Source organism: Saccharothrix sabaoui, assembly GCF_051756985.1.
GTDB lineage: Bacteria > Actinomycetota > Actinomycetes > Mycobacteriales > Pseudonocardiaceae > Actinosynnema.
In genome coordinates this window covers 84,944-108,302 of sequence record NZ_JBPKJK010000002.1, presented here as the reverse complement: position 1 = coordinate 108,302, position 23,359 = coordinate 84,944, and the positions used below count along the sequence as shown (strand labels likewise).

The 23,359-nt window shown below is 72.2% G+C and carries 21 protein-coding genes; 11 read left to right on the top strand and 10 right to left on the bottom strand.

What is annotated here, in order from left to right; translation table 11 throughout:
* Window positions 1-40 precede the first annotated feature (40 nt).
* Window positions 41-1,705, bottom strand: coding sequence for a carbohydrate-binding module family 20 domain-containing protein (locus ACR807_RS01310; RefSeq protein WP_438919290.1), 1,665 nt, complete (start codon window positions 1,703-1,705; stop codon window positions 41-43).
* A 121-nt stretch (window positions 1,706-1,826) separates the two neighbouring features.
* On the opposite strand from ACR807_RS01310, the gene ACR807_RS01305 reads away from it, so the two are divergent.
* The 6 genes from ACR807_RS01305 (at window position 1,827) to ACR807_RS01280 (ending at window position 9,190) form a co-directional block, all read left to right on the top strand.
* The gene (locus tag ACR807_RS01305) at window positions 1,827-3,386 is read left to right on the top strand and encodes a glycoside hydrolase family 13 protein (RefSeq protein ID WP_438919289.1); all 1,560 of its coding nucleotides are present in this window, start codon (window positions 1,827-1,829) and stop codon (window positions 3,384-3,386) included.
* 11 nt (window positions 3,387-3,397) lie between these two features.
* A complete protein-coding gene (locus ACR807_RS01300; protein WP_438919288.1) occupies window positions 3,398-4,393 on the top strand; it encodes a LacI family DNA-binding transcriptional regulator in 996 nt (331 codons plus the stop codon).
* Window positions 4,394-4,490: 97 nt separating this feature from the next.
* Window positions 4,491-4,922, top strand: a complete 432-nt coding sequence (locus ACR807_RS01295; RefSeq protein ID WP_438919287.1) for an acyl-CoA thioesterase — start codon at window positions 4,491-4,493, stop codon at window positions 4,920-4,922.
* Entirely contained in the window at window positions 4,915-5,553 is a 639-nt protein-coding gene (locus tag ACR807_RS01290) for a DUF8010 domain-containing protein (RefSeq protein ID WP_438919286.1), read from the top strand. Before ACR807_RS01295 ends, ACR807_RS01290 begins: the two co-directional genes overlap by 8 nt.
* A gap of 75 nt (window positions 5,554-5,628) precedes the next feature.
* Window positions 5,629-8,655 (top strand): AfsR/SARP family transcriptional regulator, encoded by a 3,027-nt coding sequence (locus ACR807_RS01285; protein WP_438919285.1) that lies wholly within the window; start codon window positions 5,629-5,631, stop codon window positions 8,653-8,655.
* Between the two features lie 91 nt (window positions 8,656-8,746).
* Window positions 8,747-9,190, top strand: a complete 444-nt coding sequence (locus tag ACR807_RS01280) for an NlpC/P60 family protein (RefSeq protein WP_438919284.1) — start codon at window positions 8,747-8,749, stop codon at window positions 9,188-9,190.
* 86 nt (window positions 9,191-9,276) lie between these two features.
* On the opposite strand, the gene ACR807_RS01275 is transcribed toward ACR807_RS01280, so the two are convergent.
* The 5 genes from ACR807_RS01275 to ACR807_RS01255 form a co-directional block, all read right to left on the bottom strand.
* Window positions 9,277-10,872 carry a glycoside hydrolase family 13 protein gene (locus tag ACR807_RS01275; RefSeq protein WP_438919283.1) on the bottom strand — a complete coding sequence of 532 codons (1,596 nt, stop codon included), beginning with the start codon at window positions 10,870-10,872 and terminating at the stop codon, window positions 9,277-9,279.
* A 57-nt stretch (window positions 10,873-10,929) separates the two neighbouring features.
* Entirely contained in the window at window positions 10,930-11,316 is a 387-nt protein-coding gene (locus ACR807_RS01270; protein WP_438919282.1) for a globin, read from the bottom strand.
* Window positions 11,317-11,372: 56 nt separating this feature from the next.
* Entirely contained in the window at window positions 11,373-12,779 is a 1,407-nt protein-coding gene (locus ACR807_RS01265; RefSeq protein WP_438919281.1) for a deoxyguanosinetriphosphate triphosphohydrolase family protein, read from the bottom strand.
* Window positions 12,780-12,976: 197 nt separating this feature from the next.
* Entirely contained in the window at window positions 12,977-13,807 is an 831-nt protein-coding gene (locus tag ACR807_RS01260) for a mechanosensitive ion channel family protein (protein WP_438919356.1), read from the bottom strand.
* An 86-nt stretch (window positions 13,808-13,893) separates the two neighbouring features.
* Window positions 13,894-15,984 carry a prolyl oligopeptidase family serine peptidase gene (locus ACR807_RS01255; protein ID WP_438919280.1) on the bottom strand — a complete coding sequence of 697 codons (2,091 nt, stop codon included), beginning with the start codon at window positions 15,982-15,984 and terminating at the stop codon, window positions 13,894-13,896.
* Between the two features lie 152 nt (window positions 15,985-16,136).
* On the opposite strand from ACR807_RS01255, the gene ACR807_RS01250 reads away from it, so the two are divergent.
* Window positions 16,137-16,793: an HNH endonuclease gene (locus ACR807_RS01250; RefSeq protein ID WP_438919279.1), complete on the top strand. Its 657-nt coding sequence runs from the start codon at window positions 16,137-16,139 to the stop codon at window positions 16,791-16,793.
* A gap of 13 nt (window positions 16,794-16,806) precedes the next feature.
* On the opposite strand, the gene ACR807_RS01245 is transcribed toward ACR807_RS01250, so the two are convergent.
* Entirely contained in the window at window positions 16,807-17,133 is a 327-nt protein-coding gene (locus ACR807_RS01245; RefSeq protein WP_438919278.1) for a DUF2345 domain-containing protein, read from the bottom strand.
* Between the two features lie 462 nt (window positions 17,134-17,595).
* Here ACR807_RS01245 and ctaJ point away from each other — a divergent pair, with 462 nt between their 5' ends.
* Window positions 17,596-17,844, top strand: a complete 249-nt coding sequence (ctaJ, locus tag ACR807_RS01240; RefSeq protein ID WP_438919277.1) for an aa3-type cytochrome oxidase subunit CtaJ — start codon at window positions 17,596-17,598, stop codon at window positions 17,842-17,844.
* On the top strand, window positions 17,831-18,310 hold the full coding sequence (locus ACR807_RS01235) for a DUF5130 family protein (RefSeq protein ID WP_438919276.1): 480 nt from the start codon (window positions 17,831-17,833) through the stop codon (window positions 18,308-18,310). Before ctaJ ends, ACR807_RS01235 begins: the two co-directional genes overlap by 14 nt.
* A gap of 47 nt (window positions 18,311-18,357) precedes the next feature.
* Here ACR807_RS01235 and ACR807_RS01230 read toward each other — a convergent pair whose 3' ends face one another.
* A complete protein-coding gene (locus tag ACR807_RS01230; RefSeq protein ID WP_438919275.1) occupies window positions 18,358-18,522 on the bottom strand; it encodes a DUF397 domain-containing protein in 165 nt (54 codons plus the stop codon).
* Window positions 18,485-19,363 (bottom strand): helix-turn-helix domain-containing protein, encoded by an 879-nt coding sequence (locus ACR807_RS01225; RefSeq protein WP_438919274.1) that lies wholly within the window; start codon window positions 19,361-19,363, stop codon window positions 18,485-18,487. The genes ACR807_RS01230 and ACR807_RS01225 overlap by 38 nt, the downstream gene beginning before the upstream one ends.
* Window positions 19,364-19,480: 117 nt before the next feature.
* Between ACR807_RS01225 and ACR807_RS01220 the strand changes: the two genes are divergently transcribed.
* Both ACR807_RS01220 and ACR807_RS01215 read left to right on the top strand, forming a co-directional pair.
* Window positions 19,481-20,329: a helix-turn-helix domain-containing protein gene (locus ACR807_RS01220; protein ID WP_438919273.1), complete on the top strand. Its 849-nt coding sequence runs from the start codon at window positions 19,481-19,483 to the stop codon at window positions 20,327-20,329.
* A 1-nt stretch (window position 20,330) separates the two neighbouring features.
* Complete coding sequence (locus tag ACR807_RS01215; protein WP_438919272.1) at window positions 20,331-20,603, top strand: HC3 family zinc finger protein; 273 nt, start codon at window positions 20,331-20,333, stop codon at window positions 20,601-20,603.
* A 9-nt stretch (window positions 20,604-20,612) separates the two neighbouring features.
* Here ACR807_RS01215 and pepN read toward each other — a convergent pair whose 3' ends face one another.
* Window positions 20,613-23,174 (bottom strand): aminopeptidase N, encoded by a 2,562-nt coding sequence (gene pepN / locus ACR807_RS01210; protein WP_438919271.1) that lies wholly within the window; start codon window positions 23,172-23,174, stop codon window positions 20,613-20,615.
* Between the last annotated feature and the right edge of the window lie 185 nt (window positions 23,175-23,359).

The following is a 23,359-nucleotide window of genomic DNA, read 5'->3' as shown; positions in this document are numbered from 1 at the left end:
GGACGGGGGCGGGCCTCACCGGGGCCCGCCCCCTCCCGCGTCAGGCGCGCCAGGTGTCGTCGAGCGCGGCCGGGGCGGTCGCGGTGCGGTTCGCCCCCGACTCCCACGTCACGTTCCCGGCCCCGTCCTTGCGGACGTACTTGTACTGGAACGCGGTGCCGCTCGTGAGCTGGACGGTCGCCCGCCACGTCGGGTAGGCGGCCGACGACAGCGCCACCGCGTTCGCCGGGTTCCACGAGCCCAGGGACGGGTGGTCGCCGACCACGAAGACGTTCTGGCCCACCGAGGTCGTGGCGTTCACCGCGAACGACGTCGCGCCGGCCGGCGGGGGCGTGGTGCCGCGCGCGTTGACGTGGATCGCCAGCGCCTCACCCGCGCCGAGGGTGGCGGTGAACTGGCCGTTCGAGCCGACGGTGACGCCGGCGCAGCCCTCCTGCTGCACGTTGCAGTACGTGCCGGCGGGCAGGGACGTCTGGAAGGTGCGGGTCAGCGGCGAGGTCTCGCGGTTGATCGCGACGAAGCCCCTGGCTCCCCGGCCGAACGCGATGGCGTCACCGCCGTTGTCCCACCAGTTCACCACCGCCGTGCCGGCCACCGCGTTGCGGAACGGCACCATGTTCGCGATCTGCGTCCACCGGTGCTGGCACTTCCACCCGCTCGTGTAGCACTCGGAGCCGCCGGGCGGGCCGGCGTCGTGGTTGGTGAACTCGTAGCCGGAGTACACGTTCGGGGCACCGTAGGGCCAGGCGAGCATGAAGACGTTCGCCAGCGTGTAGGTGGACCCGTCCTTGTAGGTCAGGGTGGAGCCGTTGCGCTCGGTGTCCCAGTTGTCGACGAACGACCGCGCCTGGCCGCTGGGTAGGTAGCCCCAGGACTGGCCGAAGTTGCTCAGGTAGGCCAGGTTCTCGTTGGTGAAGACCCGCTTGACGTCGTAGGCGTAGCGGAACTCGTCCACGTCGCCCGAGCCGGTGTACTCGCCGGGCTGCACGGCCTCGCCCGCGCCGTAGATCACCTCGTGCACCCAGAACACGTTCGGGTTGCTGAGCCTGGACTTGATCGCCGACATGTCGGCCGCCGCGATGTGCTTGGCCGCGTCGACCCGGAACCCGTCGACGCCCATCGCGATCAGCCGGTTCAGGTACTCGGCGATCTTGCCGCGCACGTGGTCGCTGCCCGTGTTCAGGTCGGACAGGCCGACCAGTTCGCAGTTCTGCACGTTGTCGCGGTTGCGGTAGTCGGTGATGTGCGAGCGGCAGGAGTGGAAGTCCTGGTCGGAGTAGTGGCCGGGGTAGTTGTACTTCGAGTAGGACGAGCCACCGGTGCCGGTGCCGGCCCCCGCGCTCATGTGGTTGATCACCGCGTCCGCGATGACCTTCACACCGGCCGCGTGGCAGGTGTTCACCATGTTCCGGAACGCGGTCTCGTCACCGAGCCGCCCGGCGATGCGGTAGCTGACCGGCTGGTACGAGGTCCACCACTGCGACCCCTGGATGTGCTCGGTGGCGGGGGAGACCTCGACGAACCCGTAGCCCTTGGGGCCCAGGACGTTCGTGCACTCGGTGGCGACGCGGGAGAACGGCCACTGGAACAGGGTGGCGGTGACGTCCTTCGGACCCGGTGGGGCTGCAAAACTTTGCGGAGCCGACAGGAGGCTCAGCACGAGCACGAGCACGGCGAGCAGCGCTCGCCCGGTTGCGGAAACCACGGTGTCTCCTCGGTGGCAGGGATGTGCTCTAGGTCATACCAGCTGCCAGACTTGCTGAAAACACTTGCAAAGTATTTCATTGCCCTCCGGCCGAGGCCGAACCGATCCGGAAGGACCCCCCATGGCTCAGGACTGGTGGCGCGAGGCCGTCATCTACCAGGTCTACGTGCGCAGCTTCGCCGACTCGAACGGCGACGGCGTCGGCGACCTGCCCGGCATCCGCTCCCGGCTGCCCCACCTCGCCGACCTCGGCGTCGACGCGGTGTGGATCACGCCGTTCTACGCCTCCCCGATGGCGGACGGCGGCTACGACGTGGCGGACTACCGCGACGTCGACCCCTCGTTCGGCACCCTCGACGACGCCCGCGCGCTCGTCGCCGACGCGCACGACCTGGGCATCCGGGTGATCGTGGACCTCGTCCCCAACCACACCTCCGACCGGCACCGGTGGTTCCGCGAGGCCCTCGCCGCCGGCCCCGGCTCGCCCGAGCGCGCCCGCTACCACTTCCGCGACGGCCGCGGCGAGGACGGCGCGGCGCCGCCGAACGACTGGGAGTCCGTGTTCGGCGGCCCGGCGTGGACGCGGGTCCCCGACGGCCAGTGGTACCTGCACCTGTTCGCCCCCGAGCAGCCCGACCTGAACTGGGACCAGGCGGAGGTGCGCGACGAGTTCCTCGACGTGCTGCGGTTCTGGCTCGACCTCGGCGTGGACGGGTTCCGCATCGACGTCGCGCACGGCATGGTCAAGGCCGACGGCCTGCCCGACGTCGGCACCCCGAACCACCTCACGCTGCTGGGCACCGAGGCGCTGCCGTTCTTCGACCAGGACGGCGTGCACGAGATCTACCGCGACTGGCGCAAGGTGCTCGACTCCTACCCCGGCCGGCGGATCGGCGTGGCCGAGGCGTGGACGCCCACCCCCGAGCGCACCGCCCGCTACCTGCGCCCCGACGAGCTGCACCAGGCGTTCAACTTCCACTACCTGACCGCCGGGTGGGCCGCCGCCGACCTGCGGCAGGTCATCGACGACTCGCTGGCCGCGATGGCGCCGGTGGCCGCGCCGACGACGTGGGTGCTGTCCAACCACGACGTGCGGCGGCACGTCACCCGGTACGGGGGCGTGGCGCGGGCGCGGGCCGCCGCGCTGCTGATGCTGGCGCTGCCCGGCAGCGCGTACGTCTACCAGGGCGAGGAACTGGGCCTGCCGGAGGTGCTCGACCTGCCCGAGGAGGTCCTCCAGGACCCGGTGTGGGAGCGGTCCGGGCACACCGACCGGGGCCGCGACGGCTGCCGCGTTCCCATCCCGTGGACGCCCGACGGCCCGTCGTTCGGCTTCGGCGACGGCGGCTCGTGGCTGCCGCAGCCCGCGGACTGGGCGCGGCTGAGCGTGGCGTCCCAGACCGGCGACCCGAACTCGGTGCTGGAGCTGTACCGGTCCGCGCTCACGGCCCGGCGCGCCCACCCGGACCTCGGCGCGGGCTCCGAAGTGGAGTGGCTGGACACCCCGGAGGGCGTCCTGTCGTTCCGCCGCAACCGGTTCACGTGCGTGGTGAACACCGGCGCGGAGACCGTGCGGCTGCCCGCCGACGGCGAGGTGCTGCTGTCCTCCGCCGGTGTCGCGACCGAAGGCGCGGACCTCCTCGTGCCGCCGGACACGACCGTGTGGCTCACGCGCCCGTAGAGTCACGGGGTGTGACAGCGCGCCTCAGTGACATCGCGAACCAGGCGGGCGTGAGCGAGGCGACGGTCAGCCGGGTGGTCAACGGCAAGCCGGGTGTCTCCTCCGCCACCCGGCAGGCCGTGGTCGCCGCGATGGACGTCCTCGGCTACGAGCGCCCGCCCAGGCTCCGCCAGCGCAGCGCCGGGTTGATCGGGTTGATCACCCCCGAGCTGAACAACCCGATCTTCCCGGCGTTCGCGCAGGTCATCGAGCAGGTGCTGACGCGCGACGGCTACACGCCGGTGCTGTGCACGCAGACGCCCGGCGGCTCCACCGAGGACCAGCTGACCGAGATGCTGGTCGACCGGGGCGTCACCGGCATCGTGTTCGTCGCGGGCCTGCACGCCGACACCACGGCCGACATGGACCGGTACGTGAAGCTGGCCGGTCGGGGCGTGCCGTTCGTGATGATCAACGGGTTCACCGACCAGGTGTCCGCGCCCTTCGTGTCGGTCGACTACCGCAGCGCCGCGCGCCTCGCCGTGTCCCACCTGGTGGAACTCGGGCACGAGAAGGTCGGGCTCGCCGTGGGCCCGCCCCGGTTCGTGCCGGCGCAGCGCATGGTGGAGGGCTTCACCCTCGTCCGCCCGCACGCGCGCGACCTCGTGGAGCACTCCCTGTTCACGGTCGAGGGCGGGCAGGCGGCGGCCGGCGCGCTGCTCGACCGCGGCTGCACGGCGATCGTGTGCGGCAGCGACCTGATGGCGTTCGGCGCGATCCGCGCGGCCCGCCACCGCGGCCTGTCCGTGCCCCGCGACGTGTCCGTGGTCGGGTTCGACGACTCGCCGCTGATCGTGTTCGCCGACCCGCCGCTCACCACGATCCGCCAGCCGGTCGAGGCCATGGGCCAGGCCGCCGTGCACGCCCTGCTGGAGGAGATCGGCGGCACGCCCGCGCCGCACGCCGAGTTCGTGTTCCAGCCCGAGCTGGTGGTGCGCGGCTCCACCGGCGCGGCGCGCACCCGCTGACCTGCGCCGCTCCGCCCACGTGGACGCCGCCTCAACCGGGGTGTAGTACCTGGATAGGGTTCCTGGCACCGCATCGACACCGGGAGGCGCGTTCAAGTTGGGTGTGTTCGTCACGGGCGTGCGCCCGCGCTGGTCGGACATGGACGCCTACGGCCACGTCAACCACGCCAACACGGTGACGTTGCTGGAGGAGGCCCGCATCGACCTGCTGTTCACCGAGGCCGCCCGGCACGACGTGCCGGACATGGCGCGGGGCGTGGTCGTGGCCAGGCTCGTGGTGGACTACCTCGCGCCGCTGGTGTTCACCGGCGACGAGGTCGTGGTCGAGATGTCGGTGCGGGAGCTGAAGGCGGCGTCGTTCACGCTGGACTACACCGTGCGGGGCGGTCGCCAGGAGGGCAGCGCCGTCGTGGCGACCGCGGAAACCCTCATGGTGCCGTACAACCTGACGGCCGGGCGTCCCCGGCGTCTCCTCGAAGCCGAACGCGACTTCCTCGCGGGTTGGCGAGCCGGAGGTAACGGTGCCTGAACTGGTCTTCGCCGATCCCGCCGAACGGGACGACCTCGGCGCGTTCGTCGCCCGGGCGGTGCGCCTGGACGCCCAGTCCGTGGTGCGGCTGCGCAACCGCGAGTCCGCCGACGGCAGGCCGGACCTGCTGGACGCGTGGGTCGCGACCCCGTTCGACGCGCTGGCCACCCGCACGGTGACCGGCCGGGTCACCCCCGCCGACGTGACGGTGTCCGCGTCCGACCTGCTCACCGGCCTGGCCGTGGTGCGCGGCGCCACCGTCGACCCCGGTCCGGCGCGGGACATGATGTGGCGCTCCGCGCTGCCGCCCGCCACCGGCTGGCTGGCCGTGGACCGGCTGCCCGGCAGCGTCGTGTCCGACCTCGCCGAGAAGGGCGTGGCGGTGGCGCGCGAGAACGCCGGCCCGCGCGGCAACCCGCCCGCGTCCCTGCTCGACCAGACCGTGCTCACCGTCAGCGGCTCCGGCCTGGACGTGAAGGTGCCCATGCGGTGCCTGTTCGCCCTGTCCGGCATGGGTTTCCTCGGCGGCGACGACGTGCGGATCACCGCCACCGACTCGTGGCTGCGCATCGACGCCCGCTTCGGCGCGGTCGTCCGCCGCCGCCACTCCATGCTCCCGCTGCTGGTCTGAGCGACACCCGGTCGGGTGCTTCGCCCCCGTTCGCCGGCTACCCTGGCGATCGTTCGTCTAACGGGGGGCACGCGCGTGGAGTTCAGGGTCCTGGGGCCGGTCGAGGCGCACGTCGGGGGCAACCCGGTCCCGGTGGGGGGACCGAAGCCGAAGACGCTCCTCGCGCTGCTGGCGATCCACGCGGGTCGCGTGGTGTCGCTCGACCAGTTGGTCGACGCGATGTGGGGCGAGCAGCCGCCCGACCAGTCCCGGTCGGCGATCTACACGTACGTGTCGTCCCTGCGCCGCGCCCTGGGCGACGTGCTGTCCCGCAGCGGTGGCGGGTACCTGCTGGCCGCCGACCTCGACCAGGTCGACCTGCACGTGTTCACCGCCGAGGTCACCGAGGGCCGCAAGGCGCTGGCGGAGGGCGACCTGGAACGGGCGGCGGCCCGGTTCGCGGCGGCGCTGGGCGCGTGGCGCGGCACCCCGCTGGGCGGCGCGCAGGGCGCGTGGGCCGAGGCGGAGCGCTCCCGGCTGGCGGAACTGCGGCTCGACGCCCTGGAGGACCGCTTCGACGCCGACCTCGCGATCGGGCGCGGCGAGTCGCTGGTGGCCGAGCTGACCGCCGCGGTCGCCGACAACCCGCTGCGCGAGCGGCTGCGCAGCCAGCTCATGCTGGCCCTGCACCAGGCGGGCAGGCAGGCCGACGCGCTCGCCTGCTACCAGGAGGGCAGGCGCGCCCTGCTCGACGAGCTGGGCCTGGAACCCGGGCCCGGCCTGCGGTCCACCCACGAGCGCATCCTGCGCGGCGAACCCGACTCCCCGCCGCCCGCGCCCGAGCGGCCCGGCCCCGCGCCGACGCCCAGCCAGCTGCCGTTCGACATCGCCGACTTCACCGGCCGCGTCGCCGAGCAGGACCGCCTGGTGGCCCGGCTGACCACGCGGAACGGCGCGGTGCGGGTGTGCGCGATCTCCGGGCCGCCCGGCGCGGGCAAGTCCACGCTGGCCGCGCACGTCGCGCACGCCGTCCGCGACCACTTCGCCGACGGCCAGCTGTACGCGAACCTGCGCGGCGTGCAGGGCGTGCCCGCCGACCCGGGCGAGGTGCTGGCGGGCTTCCTGCGCGCCCTCGGCGTGGCCGACGCGGCGATCCCCGCCGACCCCGAGGAGCGCGCCCGGCTCTACCGCACCCTGCTCGCCGACCGGCACGTGCTGGTCGTCCTGGACGACGCCCGCGACGAGCGCCAGATCCGCCCGCTGCTGCCCGGCGGCCCCACGTGCGCGGTCCTGGTGAGCAGCCGCGAACGCCTCGGCGCCCTCAGCGGCGCGTCCCAGCTGCGCCTGCGCGTGCTGAGCGACGACGAGGCTGTGGAGCTCCTCGACCGCGTCGTCGGCGACGACCGGGCGCACGCCGAGCCGGACGCCGCCGCGCAGATCGTCCGGCTGTGCGGGCACCTGCCGCTGGCGCTGCGCATCGCGGGCGCCCGGCTCGCCGCCCGGCCCCAGTGGCGGCTCGCCCGCCTGGCCGAGCGCCTGGGCGTGCAGCGGCGCGTGCTCAAGGAGCTGACCCTCGGCGACCTGGAGGTGCGCGGCAGCCTCGCCCTGAGCTACGACGGCCTGGCCGAGCGGGAACGCGCCGCGCTGCGCCGCCTCGGCCTGCTCGACGTGCCCTCGTTCGGCGGCTGGCTCGTCGCGCCCCTGTTGGACTGCGGCCCGGACGAGGCGGAGGAGGTCGTGGAGCGGCTCGTCGACTCGCAGCTGCTCGACCTCGCCGGCGGTGACGACGACGGTCCCGCGCTGCGCTACCGCATGCACGACCTCACCAGGGCGTTCGCCCGGGAGCGCGGGGAGGCCGAGGAGTCGCCGGAGCAGGTGCGCGCGGTGTGCACGCGGGCCGCGGGCGCGCTGCTGTCGCTGGTCGAGCTGGCCGGCAGCCGGATGCCGCACGCGAGCTTCGACGGCACGCCGGCCCCGCTGGACCGGCGCTGGTTCCACCCCGGCGAGGTCGACGAGCTGCTCGCCGATCCGGAGGCGTGGTTCGACGCCGAGCAGGCCGGCCTGGTGGGCGTCGTGGACCGGGTGTCCGAGCTGGACCTGACCGACGTCGCGACCCGCCTGGCCGCCGCGCTGTGCTCGTCCCGCTTCTCGGTGCGCAACCTGTTCGGCCAGTGGTGGCGGACGCACTCGGCGGCGCTGGAGGCGGCGCGCCGGGCCGGCGACCGGGCGGGCGAGGCGCGGCTGCTGTCCGGCCTGGGCTGGCTGCGCTACGAGCAGGACCGCTTCGACGAGGCCGCCGCGTACCACGAGCAGGCGCTGGAGGCCCACCGCGCGGGCGGCGACGCCCTGGGCGAGGCCGCGACCCGGCTCGCGCTGAGCACCGTGCTGCGCGAGCACGGCGAGCTGGCCGAGGCCGCCGAGCTGCTGAACGAGGCCCTGCCGGTGCTGCGGTCACTGGGCGAGCGGCAGCTGGAGGCGCAGGCCCTGCACGGGCTGGGCCGCGTGCTCACCGAGCAGGGCGAGCTGGACCGCGCCCTGGAGTCGTGCGAGCGGACGCTGGAGCTGTACCGGGAGGTCGGCGACCGGCGCGGCGAGGCCATCGCGCTGCGCTCGGTCGGCATCGTGCACCGGGCGGCCGGGCGCTGGGAGGCCGCCGCCGAGCGCTGCGCCGAGTCGGTGCGGATGCTGCGCCCCCTGGAGGACCGGCTCATGTCGGCCTACGCCGTGCAGGCGCTCGCCAAGGTCCGCATCCGGCAGGGGCGCGGCGACGCGGTGCGCAGCGAGCTGCTGGAGTGCCTGGCCACGTGCAACGAGATGCAGGACGGGTTCGGCCAGGCCCTCGTGCTGCGCACCCTGGGCGAGCTGGAGCTGGCCGCCGACCGCCCGGACGTGGCCCGCCGCTACCTGGACCGCTCGCTGCACTGGTGGGAGGCGCTGGGGCTGCCCGTGTGGCGGGCCAGGACGCTGCGGGACCTCTCGGCGGCGCTGCTCGCGCTGGACGAGCCCGCGTCGGCCGCCACCGCGTGGGAGGAGGCACTGGGCATCTTCCGCGCCCGCGGCAGCCGCGAGGCCGCCGAACCGCGGCGGGGCGTCCCCGGAGCCCAGCGGAACGCCATCGCCTGACCTGCGTTTTGAGTTTTCTCTCAGCCGCCGGGTGCACGCTGCCGGGCCGGAGGGTGCGCGCCGCGCGCCCCCGGGCAGGAAGGCCGTCGCCGTGCTCCGACCGATCTCCCGCAGCGAAGCCCTGGGCCGGGCCGCGAGCTGGCGGGAGGTGCCGTACAGCCAGACCGCGTTCCACACGAACCGCTACGGCACCTACCGGACCGACTGCTCCGGGTTCGTGTCGATGGCGTTCGGGCTGCCCGACGCGCCCCACGGCGGGCTGAACACGGTCGACCTGATCGCGGTGAGCACCCGCATCGCCAAGGACGAGCTGCTGCCCGCCGACGTGCTGATCGACCCGAACGGCGACCGCACGAGCCGCCACGTCGTGCTGTTCGAGGCGTGGGTCGACCATGACCGCACCCACTACCTGGGGCTGGAGCAGTGCTCCGGGCTCGGCACGGTCCGCCGCACGCTCGCCTACCCCTACCGGGGCTCCCCGGCGGGCTACCTGCCCTACCGGCTCAACCACGTGCTCCCGGTGACGGCGTCCTAGCCCTCCCGGGGCCGGGGCCGGGGGCGGGGGCGGGGCCGGCGGGCGGCGGGGGCGCGGTCCGAAGGGGCCGCGCCGCCCGCACCCGCTCAGACCAGCCAGACCGCCGTGTCCGGTGGCAGCTGGTTGCCGTCCATCGGGCCGCTGGCCAGCAGCACCTCACCGGGCGGCAGCGGCACCGGGCCGCCGGAGGTGTTCAGCGCGCAGATCAGGCCGCCGCCCTTGCGCCGGAACGCGAAGCAGCCCGCCGGCGCGCCGTACCACTCCAGCTCCTCGCCGCTGAACGCCGCGGTCGACTTCCGCAGCTCCAGGGCGTGCCGGTAGAACGACAGCATCGACTCCGGGTCCTCCAGCTGCGACTCGGCGGTCAGGCCCGCCCACTCGTTCGGCTGGGGCAGCCACGTGCTCGCGGCCTCCGAGAACCCGAACGGCGGCGTGTCGCCCTCCCACGGCAGCGGCACCCGGCAGCCGTCGCGGCCCCGGTCGGTGTGCCGGGAGCGGACCCAGATCGGGTCCTGCAACGCCCAGTCGGGCAGCTCGACGTTCGGCAGGCCCAGTTCCTCGCCGTTGTACAGGTAGACGACGCCGGGCAGCGCCAGCTCCACCAGCGCCATCGCCCGGGCCCGCTTCGCGCCCAGCGCGCCGCCGCCGTAGCGGGTCACGTGCCGGGGCACGTCGTGGTTGGACAGCGTCCAGGTCGGCGGCGTGCCGAGGCCGCGCACGGCGTTGAGCGAGTGCTCGATGGCCGACCGCACGCCGTCCGCGTCGAACGGGGCCTCGACCAGCCGGAAGTTGAAGCCCAGGTGCAGCTCGTCGGGCCGCACGTAGGCCGCCCAGCGGGCGTCGTCCTTGACCCAGATCTCGCCGACGGCCATCCGGCCGGGGTACTCGTCGACCACCTTGCGGATCATCCGGTGCACGTCGTGCACGGCGTCGTTGTCGAACCGCGGGTCCACGGCGTTGTCGTGCCGCACGCCCGAGCCCAGCTCGGCCCGCGGGTCCACGTTCCGCAGGTCGTGGGGCTTGGCCATGCCGTGCGCCACGTCGATGCGGAACCCGTCCACGCCCCGGTCCAGCCAGAACCGCAGGGTGCGCGCCAGGTCGGCGGCCACCTCGGGGTTCTCCCAGTTCAGGTCGGGCTGCTCGGGGGCGAACAGGTGCAGGTACCACTGGCCGTCGGGCACCCGCGTCCACGCCGGGCCGCCGAACTGGCTGGGCCAGTTGTTGGGCGGCGCGGAGCCGTCGAAACCGCCGCCGTCGCGGAACACGTACCGCTGCCGCTCGGGCGAGCCGGGGGCCGACCGCAGGGCCGCCTGGAACCACTCGTGCCGGTCGCTCGTGTGGTTGGGCACGAGGTCGATGGTGACCTTGATGTTGTGCTCGTGGGCCTCGGCGACCAGCCGGTCGAAGGCCGCCAGGTCGCCGAACAGCGGGTCCACGTCGCGGGGGTCGGCGACGTCGTAGCCGTGGTCGGCCATCGGTGAGGTGAAGAACGGCGTGAGCCACAGCGCGTCCACGCCCAGCAGTTCGAGGTAGCCGAGCCGGGACCGGATGCCGTCGAGGTCGCCCACGCCGTCACCGTTCGCGTCGGCGAACGACCGGACGTAGACCTGGTAGAAGACGGCGTCACGCCACCAGGCGGACTCGTCGGCGATCTCTTGGGGGAGGTCGGAGGATCGTCGCACGAGAAGTCATCCTGCCATTCGCAACCGACAAGCCGTCCCCGTTAGGGTGATCAACGGTCACGCCCAGGCGTTCATCAGGCTGTTCGCGGCCATGTCGAGGTACGCCCAGAGCTGCTTGCGGTGCTCGTCGGACATCTCCTCGGCGTCCACCGCGACCTTCATGCAGCGCAACCAGGCGTCCCGCTCCACGGGCCCGATGACGAACGGTGCGTGCCGCATCCGCAACCGCGGGTGACCGCGCGTGTCCGAGTAGGTGTGCGGGCCGCCCCAGTACTGCATGAGGAACAGCCGGAAGCGCTCCTCGGCGGGACCGAGGTCCTCTTCGGGGTAGAGGGGCCTCAGGACCGGATCGGTAGCCACCTCTTCGTAGAAGCGCTTGACGATCCGGTGGAACGTGTCGTACCCGCCCACCGCGTCGTAGAAGTTCTCCGGAGGAGTGGTCACCCCTCCATCCTGCCACCCGCCCCGCCCCACCCCCCGGCGAGGCGGGTGCGGGGGTCTCAGACGAACGCGTTGATGTGCCCGCTGACCTGCCCGCTCAGCCGCTGGTGCATCATCGTGGCGTAGGCGTCGGTCATCCCGGCCACGTGGTCGGCGATGAGTCTCAGCACCTCGTGCTTGTTGCCGCTCCGGTCGGCCTGCTGCTTGAGGCGCTTGATGCGCTCGCGGCGGTCGCGCGGCAGCACGTCCAGCGACGAGGCGTTCCCCTCGCACACCAGTGACGCATAGGTCTCGACCAGGAACGACACCACCGCGCGTTGCCCCCTCTGGTGCGTCGCCATCCGGGGGTGCTCGATAACGAACGTCCAGACCAGTTGCTTGAGGATGGCGTTCTCGAGGCGCACCTGGTCGTCGATGACGAGTTTCGCGCGATGCCGCCCGAGAGCGATGTCGCCCTCCGCCCGCGCGCCGTTCACGAACTTCGTGAACAACTCGCTCTTGAGGTGCCGCATCGCCTCCTTCGCTTCGCTGCTGCCGTCGTACTCGGTCCCGAGGTCGTGGAAGTTGGCGAACGCGCCGCTCACCCCGAAGAGGTTTTCGATCGTCGACTCCACGTGCGACTTCGTGGCGTTGATGCGGTTCGACGTAGCGGCGACCACCTCGTCGGCGAGGTGTTGCCGCGCCGCTTTCGACTGGCAGAGCATCGTGAGCGGGATGTACCCCGCATGCCACCAGTCCTCGATATCGTGGGTCGTGTAGGCGACGTCGTCGCTCCAGTCCATCACCTGCGCCTCGAACGACTTCCCGGTGCCGACGACGTCCTCGCGGACCCACTCGAACGCCCAGTCCTCGCTGGGGTAGTAGTTCCACTTGCTGGGGACCGGCGCGGACCGCGAGTAGCTCCAGGGGTACTTGATCGACGCATCGAGCACCGCGCGGGTGAGTTGGAGCCCTCGGTCGTCGTCGCGTGCCCGTCGGAACGACCACACGGCCTGTCGGAAGCTCTGGGCGTTGCCCTCGTAGCCGCCGAGGCGCTCGAAGTCCACCATCCACCTCCCCTTGGCCGCGACCTTCTCCAGGGCTGCGTGGAGGGCGTGCTCGCCGATGTGGCCGAACGGGGGGTGACCGAAGTCGTGCAGGATGGCGGCCGCCTCGCACACGTCCGCCGCCTCGGCCGCGAATCGCTCGTCGACCTCTCGCGTGAGGCGGTAGGCCAATCGGCGGGCTATTTGCGCGACCTCGATCGTGTGCGTGAGGCGGGTGCGGAAGAAGTCGGACTGACCCGGTGTCACCACCTGGGTCTTGCCCTGGAGGCGCCGGAACGCCGCGGTGTGGATGAGGCGGTCGTAGTCCCGGCCAAAAGGGGGACGCCCCGGGTCCTCCGGGAACGGGTGGGTCTTGGCGCGGAGGGGCAACCCGTCGGTCGTCTCGACCGCCAATCGAGCCCTGTCGTGTTCTGCGTACATCGGCATCTCCGATCACCGCCACCCGACTCGGGAGGTGTGTGGTGGATCGCCTTCGCGCTGCCGAACGTTATGCGGCAATGTGCCGTTCACCCGTTCGCGCCCGCAGTGCGGCACGCGGTGTGACCGGCTGGGCACGAGTCATGAATGAAAAGGTCCGGGAATCACAAAGGTGTGATTCCCGGACCTCGGTTATGGCGTCAGGAGGACTTCAGGGAGATGCCGGCGTCCTCCAGGGCGGGCATGAGCTTGGCCCTCAGGGCCCGCTGCACGGCCCACTGGCGGCCCGGCCGCACCTTCACCGTGACGCGCATCGTGATGCCCTCGGGCGTGACCTTTTCCACACCCAGCACCTGCGGCTTGTCGGTCACGTCCTTCGCCATCAGCTCCTCCGCGGCGGCCTTGTCGACCGCCGCCGTGAGCACCTCGGTCGCCGTGCTCAGGTTCGCCCCGTACGCCAGCGGCAGGTCGACGACCGCCACCGCGAAGCCCTGGGACGAGTTGCCGACCCGCAGGATCTCGCCGTTGCGGACGTACCAGACCGTGCCGTTGGTGTCGCGGATCGTGGTGATCCGCAGCGCCACCGCCTCGACGGTGCCGGTCGCCGGCCCCAGGTCGACCACGTCGCCCACGCCGTACTGGTCCTCCAGCATCATGAACATGCCGGCCAGGAAGTCCTTGACCAGGTTCTGCGCGCCGAAGCCGATCGCGACGCCGAGGATGCCGGCGGACGTGAGGATCGGCGCGACGTTCATCCCCAGCTCCGTCAGGACCTGGATGAACGCCACGCCGAACACGATGATCGTGATGAACGACTTGAGCACCGAGCCGATGGTCTTGGCCCGCTGCTCGCGCCGCTCGGACGTGAACGCACCGAGCGCCTGCGGCGCCCTCTCCCGGAGCGGCTTGAGCAACTTGGGCTTCTTGCCCCCGTTGCCGCGCGTCATCCGGTCGATCAACCGCCGCAGCACCGCCCTGACCACCACGGCGATGATCACGATCAGCGCGATGCGGAGGGCACCCTCGGCCATCTTCGGGCCGTTGGTCAGCCACCACTCGACGGCCAGGGTCGACTCCACGTCCACGTTCACCTAGCTGGTCCTCCGTTCGACCGCAGTCACAACTCCAGGCCCGTAGCCCAGGCCAGGAAGGTCAACTGGTCCACGGCGAGCCGCACCGACCGGCTCACCGACCGCCCCGCGTGCCCCACCTCGGTCTCCCGGCGGAGCAGCACCGGGTGCTTCGTCGGGTCGCTCGCCGTCGCGTGCTGCAGCGCGGCGCACATCTTGCGGGCGTGGTTGGGGTCCACGCGGCTGTCCGACTCGAACACCGTGAACAGCACCGAAGGGTACTCAACGCCCGGCCGCACGCGGTGGTACGGGGAGTAGGCCAGCAGCCACCCCAGCTCCTCCGCGACCGACGCCGAGCCGTACTCCTCGGCCCACAGCCGCCCGAGCAGGAAGTTCTCGTAGCGCACCATGTCGAGCAGTGGCGCCGAACACACCACGGCCGCGTACAGCTCCGGCCGCTGGGTCAGCGCGGCCCCGACGAGCAGTCCGCCGTTCGAACCGCCCATGACCGACAGCTGCTGCGGCGTGGTCCACCCGTCGGCGACCAGCCGCTCGGCGGCGGCGTGGAAGTCGTCGAACACGTTCTGCTTGGACTCGCGCATCCCGGCCCGGTGCCACTCCTCGCCCTCCTCGTCACCGCCGCGCAGCGACGCGTGCGCCCACACGCCGCCCGCCTCGACCCAGGCCAGCGCCGTGGCGCTGTAGCCGGGGCCGCGGCCGACCGCGAAGCCGCCGTAGCCGGTCAGCAGGGCTGGCCGGGGCAGGTCCGGGTGCCGGGTCCCGGACACCACGAACATCCGCACGACGGTGCCGTCCGCCGACTCGTAGGCGACCTGCCGGGTGGACAGGTCCGGGATGTCGACCGCGCCCGGCGCGGCGGCGTGCAGCTCCACGGTCCCGGTCGAGACCGAGAACCGGTACACCGACAGCGGCGTGGTGAAGTCCGACCAGCCGAACCACAGCACGTCGCGGTCGCCGTCCGTCCGCACGTCCGCGGTGGACAGCCCGTGCAGCGAACCGGTGCCGGGCAGCGGCACCTCGCGCACCCACGAGCCGTCCGCGGCGTGCAGGTGCAGCTCGGACACCGCGTGCCGGGTCCGCGTCACCACCAGCGAGCCATCCAGCCACACGGCCGACTCCAGCACCGAGTCGGGCTCCTCGGCGACCAGCTCGGTCCACTCGCGCGGGGACGCCGGGTCGGCCGCGCACAGCCGGAACCGCGGCGCGTCCAGGCTGGTCAGCAGGTACAGCCGGCCGTCCGGCTCGACCCACGCCGAGCACTGCGCGCCGTCCTCGGCGAGGATCACCGGGGTCAGCTCGCCGTCGCCGTGCAGGTCCGCGATCCACACCGAGTCCCTGCGCACGGTTCCGGGCGCGCCGTTCACCACGAGCCAGCGACCGTCCTGGGACACCGACAGCCCGTAGTAGTACGTGTGGTCGAGGCCGTCGCCGTGCACGTTCACGTCCTCGGACGCCGGTGCGCCCACGCGGTGCCGCCACACGCGCCGGTGGAACTGCCGCTCGTCCTCCGGCACCAGGGCGGGGTCCACCCGCCGCACGTAGAAGAACTCCTCGCCGCCGGGCAGCCAGCCCACGGGGGAGTACCGGCAGCGGTCGACCGGCCCGTCGAGCAGCTCGCCGGAGTCGACGTCGACGACGTGCAGCAGCGAGTGCTCGTCGCCGCCCACGGACACCTGGTAGGCCAGCCGCGTGCCCTCCCGGGACGGCGACCAGAGGTCGAGCGTGGTCCGGCCGGACGGGTCGAGCGCCGACGGGTCCACCAGCGCCCGCTCCACGCCGTCGACCAGCACGTACAGCACGGCGTGGTCCTGGTCGGGGTCGCGGCGCGTGTAGAACGCGCGGCCGGCCCGCCACACGGGCGTGCCCACCGACCCGGTGCGCATCAGCCCGGCCAGGCGGTCGCCGAGCGCCTCGCGGCCGGGCATCGCGTCGAGCCACGAGCGGGCCAGCGCGTCCTGCGCCTCCGACCACGCGGCGGTGCGGGGGTCCGCGGCGTCTTCGAGCGCGCGGTACGGATCGGCCACCTGGTGTCCGTGCAGGTCCTCGACGAGGTCCAGCCGTTCGGCGGTGGGGTAGGTGATCGTCGCAGGCAGCGCTGCGCGGGAGTCCTCGGTCACCCGGGACAGCGTAGCGACCCTGTTGAAAACGATCACCAATAGGGTTGTGTTCACCGAAGTTTCGGCCACGACTCCGTGACACGTCACATATCACAGGTGATTTTTGGGGGTGATCTGTGGTCTTCTGTAGCTGAACCGGTGGAGGTGGTCGCGTGCCAGACCGACAACCCACCCCGATCGGCGCCCTGGTGAACGCCGGGCTCGCGCCGTCGGTCCCGTCCGGCCAAAAACAGCCCGGTGTGCACGCTGTGGTCGGCGGGGAGGGGCCCGGTCAGGCGCCCTTGGTGCTGCCCTGGGGAAGACGCAAGGTCCTCCTGCTCAACGCCACGTTCGAGCCGCTCACCGCGTTGCCCCTGCGGCGCGCGGTGGTCCTCGTCGTGTGCGGCAAGGCCGAGGTGGTGCACGGCGACCCGGCGGGCGCCGTGGTGCACTCCTCGACCTCCGAGGTCGTCGTGCCGTCGGTGATCAGGCTGTCGAGCTACGTGCGGGTGCCCTACCGCGGCCGGGTGCCGCTGACCCGCGCCGGGCTGATGCACCGCGACCGGTACCGCTGCGCCTACTGCGGCGGGCGGGCCGAGACGATCGACCACGTGGTGCCGCGCAGCCGGGGCGGTCCCCACACGTGGACCAACTGCGTGGCGTGCTGCGCGAAGTGCAACCACCGCAAGGCGGACAAGCTGCTGTCCGAGCTGGGGTGGCGGCTGCGCGTGGTCCCGAACGCGCCCCGCGGGCCGCACTGGCGGCTGCTGGCCGGCGTCACCGAGGCCGACCCGCTGTGGCTGCCCTACCTGGGCGAGCCCGCGGCCTGAGCCGGTCCCGCCGTCAGGCCGCGAGGGCGAGGTCCTCGCGGTGCGCCGTGATGCGCACGGAGTCCGACGCGGTGATCCGGACGGAGTCGGACGCGGTGATCCGGACCGAGTCGTCCGTCGCCGTGATCCGGACGGAGTCGGACGCGGTGATGCGCACCGAGTCGTCCGTCGCCGTGATCCGGACCGAGTCCGATGCCGTGATGCGCACGGAGTCCTCGGAGGTGATGCGCACCGAGTCGGCCGTCGCCGAGAGGTGCCAACTGGCGGTAACTGGCTGGCCCGATTGGGTGTACGGCAAAAGGGTGAGGGCGGCGACCTGGGCGCGGTTTGCGGTGTGCATGTCGTGTCCTCCGAGGCTCAACGGGCGCAAATCGGTAACCAACTTTGATGCGCAAGACCCGTACAGGTGAAAGTTAGAAGCCGAGTGGGCCCAGGACAAGACGCCAAACCGGCCGCGTTGAACACCCGTACGGCGGCAGGCCGCCTGGGTGTACGCACTGCGACGATCGAGAGCCCGAACTAGTGCATCCGGCACCGATCGGCACCGACGGTGACGTTCTCGCTGGTAGGGGTAGTCCACATCACACCGGCACGTGGCGTGCGGCGGGACCCCCGGCGGTGATCCACGCCGGCGTCCGGCCCCTCCGGAACGCCCCGTTGCCCGATCACCGCGCCGTGCGTGGTCGGACGGATCGCGAGGAGGGGTCGCGTTCACAGTTGTGCGCCGCGGGCGGCCGGCCCGACCGGCGCGAACGGTGCCCTCGACCGGACGCGCGCGGACCGATCGGTTACCGTAACCGCCGTGACCATCGTGGAGACCGTGCTCGTCTTCGCGCTGATCCCGCTGGCCATCTACGGCGTGATCACGCTACTGACGCTGAGGCCGAAGGCCACCCGCATCCAGCGGTACCGCCCGGGCCAGGAATGGGGCTACGCCCCCGTGTGGTGGACCGCGAACCCCGCCGGCCTGTCCGGCGGCGGCGCGCACCCGCCCGTCGCGACCCCGGCCGGGGGCCGCACCGCCAAGGGAGGCGCTCGTGGCAACTGGTGAGCTGAACCGGGTCGAGATCGACCCGTCGACCCTGCCGGTCGGCGCGGCCGTCACCAACAGCGGCCGCGTGTCCGTGGCGAAGATGTACGAGCCGCACGCGCCGAGCCTGCCGTTCACGCCCGTGCAGCTGGCGAGCCTGGACGAGGCCCTGACCCTGGCCGGCCGCACCACCGGGCTGGACTTCAGCGTCTACCTGGGCGAGCTGGGCGCCGACACGCGTGCCCGCGCCGAGGAGCTGCACGCCTCCACCGACCGCCCCGCGCACGCCGTGCTGATCGCGGTGTCGCCCGGCGAGCGGGTCGTCGAGGTCGTGACCGGCGAGGAGTCCCACCGCCGGCTCGCCGACCGCGGCGCCAAGCTCGCCGTCATGAGCATGGTCGCGTCCTTCAAGGAGGGCGACCTCGCCGGCGGACTCGTCAGCGGCCTGCGCATGCTGACCGACCAGGCCGGGCACGCGCCCCGCTAGGTCCCGCGGAACAGGAGGCCCCGGTCACCCGACCGGGGCCTTTTTCATCAGGATTTCTTGGCCGCCTGTACGAAAGCCCGCAGGCTCCGGGGGCTGATCTCCAGCACCTCGGACGGGTTCTTGCTGTCCCGCACCGCGCCCAGGTGACCCGCCACCTCCACGCAGTCGTTGGCGCTACCGCTCCTGCGCGACTTCCTCCACCGAACCGCCATGCGCGCCCTCCAGGTCGTCGAGGTGTCGCGTGATCAGCGAGGCCGTCTCCTCCTCGCCCAACGCGACCTCCACCAACCTTGGCAGCCCGTCGCGGTAGCGGGCCACCACGTCCTCCTCTTGGACGAACAGGCAGCCCGCGGTGTTCTCGAAGTGGACGTAGGACGCCGCCGCGTCGTTGACCAGCAGCGAGAACTGGCCGTCGTGGCCGAGGTGCCAGGAGGTGTCGCTCGGCATCACGTGCAGGTGGACGTTGGGCCGTTCGGCCATCCTGAGCAGGTGCGACAGCTGTTCGCGCATCACCCCGGGGCCGCCGAACCGCTGGCGCAGCACGCCCTCGCCGATGACCGCGGTGTAGCGGACCGGGGTGGCGCCGGTCAGGACGTCGCTGCGCCCCACCCGCAGCGCCACCAGCGCCTCGACCTCGTCCGCGCGCCTCCCGGCGTCCTCCATGATCGACCGCGCGTAGCCGGCGACCTGGAGCAGGCCCGGCACGAGCTGCGGCGACCAGTTGACGATCTCCCTCGCCATGCCCTCGATGTCGATCAGGCAGGCCAGCTGGATGCGCTCGTTCGGGACGTCGATCACGTGCAACGGTGATCCGCTGGTGTCGGCGGCCAGGTCGAGGATCTCGTCCCGCTCCGCACCCCCCGCGTTCAGCGCTTTCAGGATCAGTTCCGCTTCGTCACGGGCGAGAAATCGACTTCCTGTTTCGGTGCGGGACAGCAACGAATCCGATACCCCGAGTTGTTGTGCTAGCCTGCGCTGACTGATTCCGCGGCTTTCCCGAGCGTTGCGGAGAAGCGCGCCGAGGGCGATGGCCCGAGAGGTGTTGCGATGCATATCCCCAGCTTAGAGTGGGACCGCTGGTACTAGTGGTCCCCCGATGAGGGGATTGACGACTATTCCGGGGATCATGACATCCTGCTGCGCAATATGAATTGCCAAGCAGGGGGGAATGTGGAGCAGGAAGAGAAGTCGCCGGCTCGTCTGAGCACGGCGCGGAGTCGGGAACTGGGCGAGGAATTGCGCAGGGTGCGGCACCGGTCGCGGATGTCCTCCGCGCAGGTGGCCGAGGCGTTGGGGTGGTCGCTGGGCAAGTTGTCGAAGCTGGAGACCGGCAGCCGGGGCACGAGCCCGTGGGAGATCGGCACGCTGCTGGGGCGCTGCGGCGCGGACAAGGCCACCCGCGACCGGGTGCTGGCCATCGCGATCGAGGCGGACACGGGCAACTTCGTGCGCCGCAACGACCCGACGGCGGACACGCTGCTGGCCGTGACGCTGCACGAGAACGCCGCCCGCACCGTGGCGTCCTACGAGCCGCTGACCGTGCCGAGCCTGGCGCAGACGGAGGACTACGCGACGGCGCTCACCGGCGACCGGGCCGTGGCCCGTGCCCGTGCCGCCCGCCAGGAGGCCCTGCGCCGCGAGACCGGTCCGCGGACGGTGATCTACGTGCACGAGGCGGCGTTGCGCCTGGTCGTGGGCGGGATGAGGGTCATGCGCGACCAGATGCTGAGGCTCACCCTGATGTGCGGCTGGGCGAACTTCAGCCTGCTGGTGGTCCCCATGACGGCCCACTCGCACGGGGTGCTGCGCAACCCGGCCACGCTGCTCACGTTCACGCCGCCGATCAAGCCGCTGGCCTACACCGAGACCGACAGCGCGACGGTCTTCCACGACGACCCGACCGTGATCGCCGAGTACGAGGCCAAGATGCGCGCCCTGAGCCGCCTCGTGCTGCCCGCCGAGCAGTCCCGGGAGGTCTTCGCCCACTGGGCGGACGCCTACGACAAGAGGGGTCGCTGACATGTCCCTGCGTCCGTTCCGCTGGCTGCCGCACAACGGCAAGCGGCACGCCGTGAAGCACGACGCCATCGCCTACGAGGAGACCACCACCCTGTGCGGCGAGGAGGTCACCATCCCGGCCCGCCCGCTCCCGCGCACCGACTGGTACTGGCCCACGTGCCGCGACTGCGACACCGCCTGGCGCGCCGCCGAGGGCATCCCACCCGTCCCGTCGGTGGTTCCGGCGCAACGGGGTGGCACCGAGCGGTGCCACCCCGTTGTCGTTGAGCGCTGACGCCCCGGCTCAGGACCGGTCGAACTCCTGGGCGGCCAGGGCGCGCACGATGCCCGCGCGGCCCTCCGAGACCAGGCGGCGCAGGGCCGGCGGGCGTTCCTCGGCCAGCCAGGCGTCGGCCGCCTCCACGGTGGCCGGGGTGATCGACCAGGACGGGAACAGGCCCACGACCATCGACTGGGCCCGCTCGCTGGAGCGGCGGTCCCACACGTCGGCCACGTCGGCGAAGTAGCGCTCCACGAACGGCTGGAGCAGCGCCTTCTGGCCGGGGTGCTGGATGCCCGCGATGACCGCCTCGGACACCGCGTTGGGCAGCTCGTCGTCGTTGACCGCGCGGTCCCACGCCTCGGTCTTCGCCTCGACGGTGGGGCGCAGGGCCCGCGCCGACTCCGCCCGGCGGCGGCCGGTGGCGGTCGGGTCGCGCTCCTCCTCGGCGGCGATGTCCTCCAGCGAGGCGGCGCCGTGCGCGACCAGCGCGTGCAGCAGCCGCCACCGCAGGTCGGTGTCGACGTCGAGGCCCGGCAGCGAGTCGGTGCCGTCGAGCCAGCTCCGCAGCACCGCGACGGTCGCGTCGTCGAGCACGGACCCGGCCAGGGCGTTCACGAACGCCAGCTGGTGGTCGGAGCCGGGCTCGGCGGCGCGGGCCAGCTCCAGCGTCTTCGCCGTGAACCGCTCCCAGCCGCCGTCGCGCCACGAGGCGTCGGCGTACGACGACAGCGCCGTCTGGGCCTGGAGCAGCAGCCGCTGCACGACGCCGACCTCGGTCTCCGCGTGCAGGCCGCCCAGCACCAGGTTCACGAAGTCGCGCGCCTTCAGCTCGGCCTCGCGGGTCATCTCCCACGCGGCCGACCAGCACAGCGTGCGCGGCAGCGGCTCGGCGATGTCGGCGATGTGGTCGATCAGCGACGCCAGCGAGTCGGGGTCGAGCCGCATCGTGCAGTAGGTCAGGTCGTCGTCGTTGACCAGCACGAGCTTGCCGCGGTGCACGCCCACGAGGTCGGGCACCTCGGTGCGCTCGCCCGTCACGTCCAGCTCCACGCGGTGCGTGCGCACGAGCTTGCCGGAGGCGTCGGAGTCGTACACGCCGACCGCCAGCCGGTGGGTGCGCAGCTCGCCCGCGCCCGGCCGCGCCCCGCCCTGGAGCACGGCGAACTCGGTGAACTTCCCGTCGGCGTCGACGGTGAACTTCGGCCGCAGCAGGTTCAGGCCGGTCGTCTCCAGCCACTGCGCGCTCCACCACGACAGGTCGCGGCCGGACGCCTCCTCCAGCGCGCCGAGCAGGTCGGCGAGGGTGGCGTTGCCCCAGGCGTGCTTGCCGAAGTACACCTTCAGGCCGGACAGGAAGTTCTCCAGCCCGACGTAGGCCACCAGCTGCTTGAGCACCGAGGCGCCCTTGGCGTAGGTGATGCCGTCGAAGTTGACCTCGACCGCCTGGAGGTCCGGGATGTCGGCGGCCACGGGGTGCGTGGACGGCAGCTGGTCCTGCCGGTACGCCCACGACTTCTCGATCTTGGCGAACGTCGTCCACGCCTGCCGGTACTCGGTGGCCTCGGCCTGCGCCAGCACGGACGCCCAGGTGGCGAACGACTCGTTCAGCCACAGGTCGTCCCACCAGCGCATGGTGACCAGGTCGCCGAACCACATGTGCGCCATCTCGTGCAGCACGGTCTCGGCGCGGCGCTCGTAGAGGTAGCGGGTGACGCGGCTGCGGAAGACGTAGTCCTCCAGGAACGTGACGCAGCCGGCGTTCTCCATCGCGCCCGCGTTGAACTCGGGCACGAAGCACTGGTCGTACTTGCCGAACGGGTACTTCACGCCGAACGCGCCGTGGTAGAAGCCGAAACCCTGCTTGGTCTCGGTGAACAGGCGCTCGGCGTCCATGTGCGGGGCCAGCGACGCGCGGCAGTAGATGCCCAGCGGGATCGTGGTGTCCCCGTCGGTGAACTCGTCGCGCCACTCCGCGTACGGGCCCGCGACCAGCGCGACCAGGTACGTCGACATGGGCTTGGTGGTCCCGAAGGTGTGCACGTCCGCGCCGCCCAGACCGTCCTCAGTGGACTCGATCGGGGCGTTGGACACCACCTTCCAGTGGTGCGGCGCGGTGACCACCAGGGAGTAGACCGACTTCAGGTCGGGCTGGTCGAAGCACGCGAACATGCGCTTGGCGTCCGCGGTCTCGAACTGGGAGTAGAGGTACACCTCGCCGTCGACCGGGTCGACGAACCGGTGCAGGCCCTCGCCGGTGTTCATGTACCGGCAGTCGGCCTCGACCGTCAGCTCGTTGACCTCCGCGAGGTCGGGCAGGTGCAGGCCGTCCTCCTCGCGGTAGGACGAGACGTCCACCTCGCGGCCGTTGAGCACGGCGCGGTGCACGGTGGCGGCCACGATGTCGACCCACGACGACGCGCCCGGCGTCCGGCTGCGGAACGCGACCGTCGTCGTGGAGCGGAACGTGTCCGACCCGGGCTTCCCGCCGCCGTCGGTCAGGTCCAGCTCGATCCGGTAGGAGTCGACTTCCAGCAGCGCAGCCCGCTGCTGCGCCTGGTCGCGGGTGAGGTTGGGTGCCGCCATGGTCACCTCGTCTGCCGGCGCACGGGGCGCTGACCTCGTCGGAACGGGGAACGGTGTCGTGAGGGTGAACACGACTCCCGCATCCAATCACGTGGGACGGCCGGAAGTGGACTGGCGTCCGAGGGAAGACTGCGCGGGTCCGGTTGGTTGTGCAGGATCGGGACATCTCATTGGCGGTCGGTCCG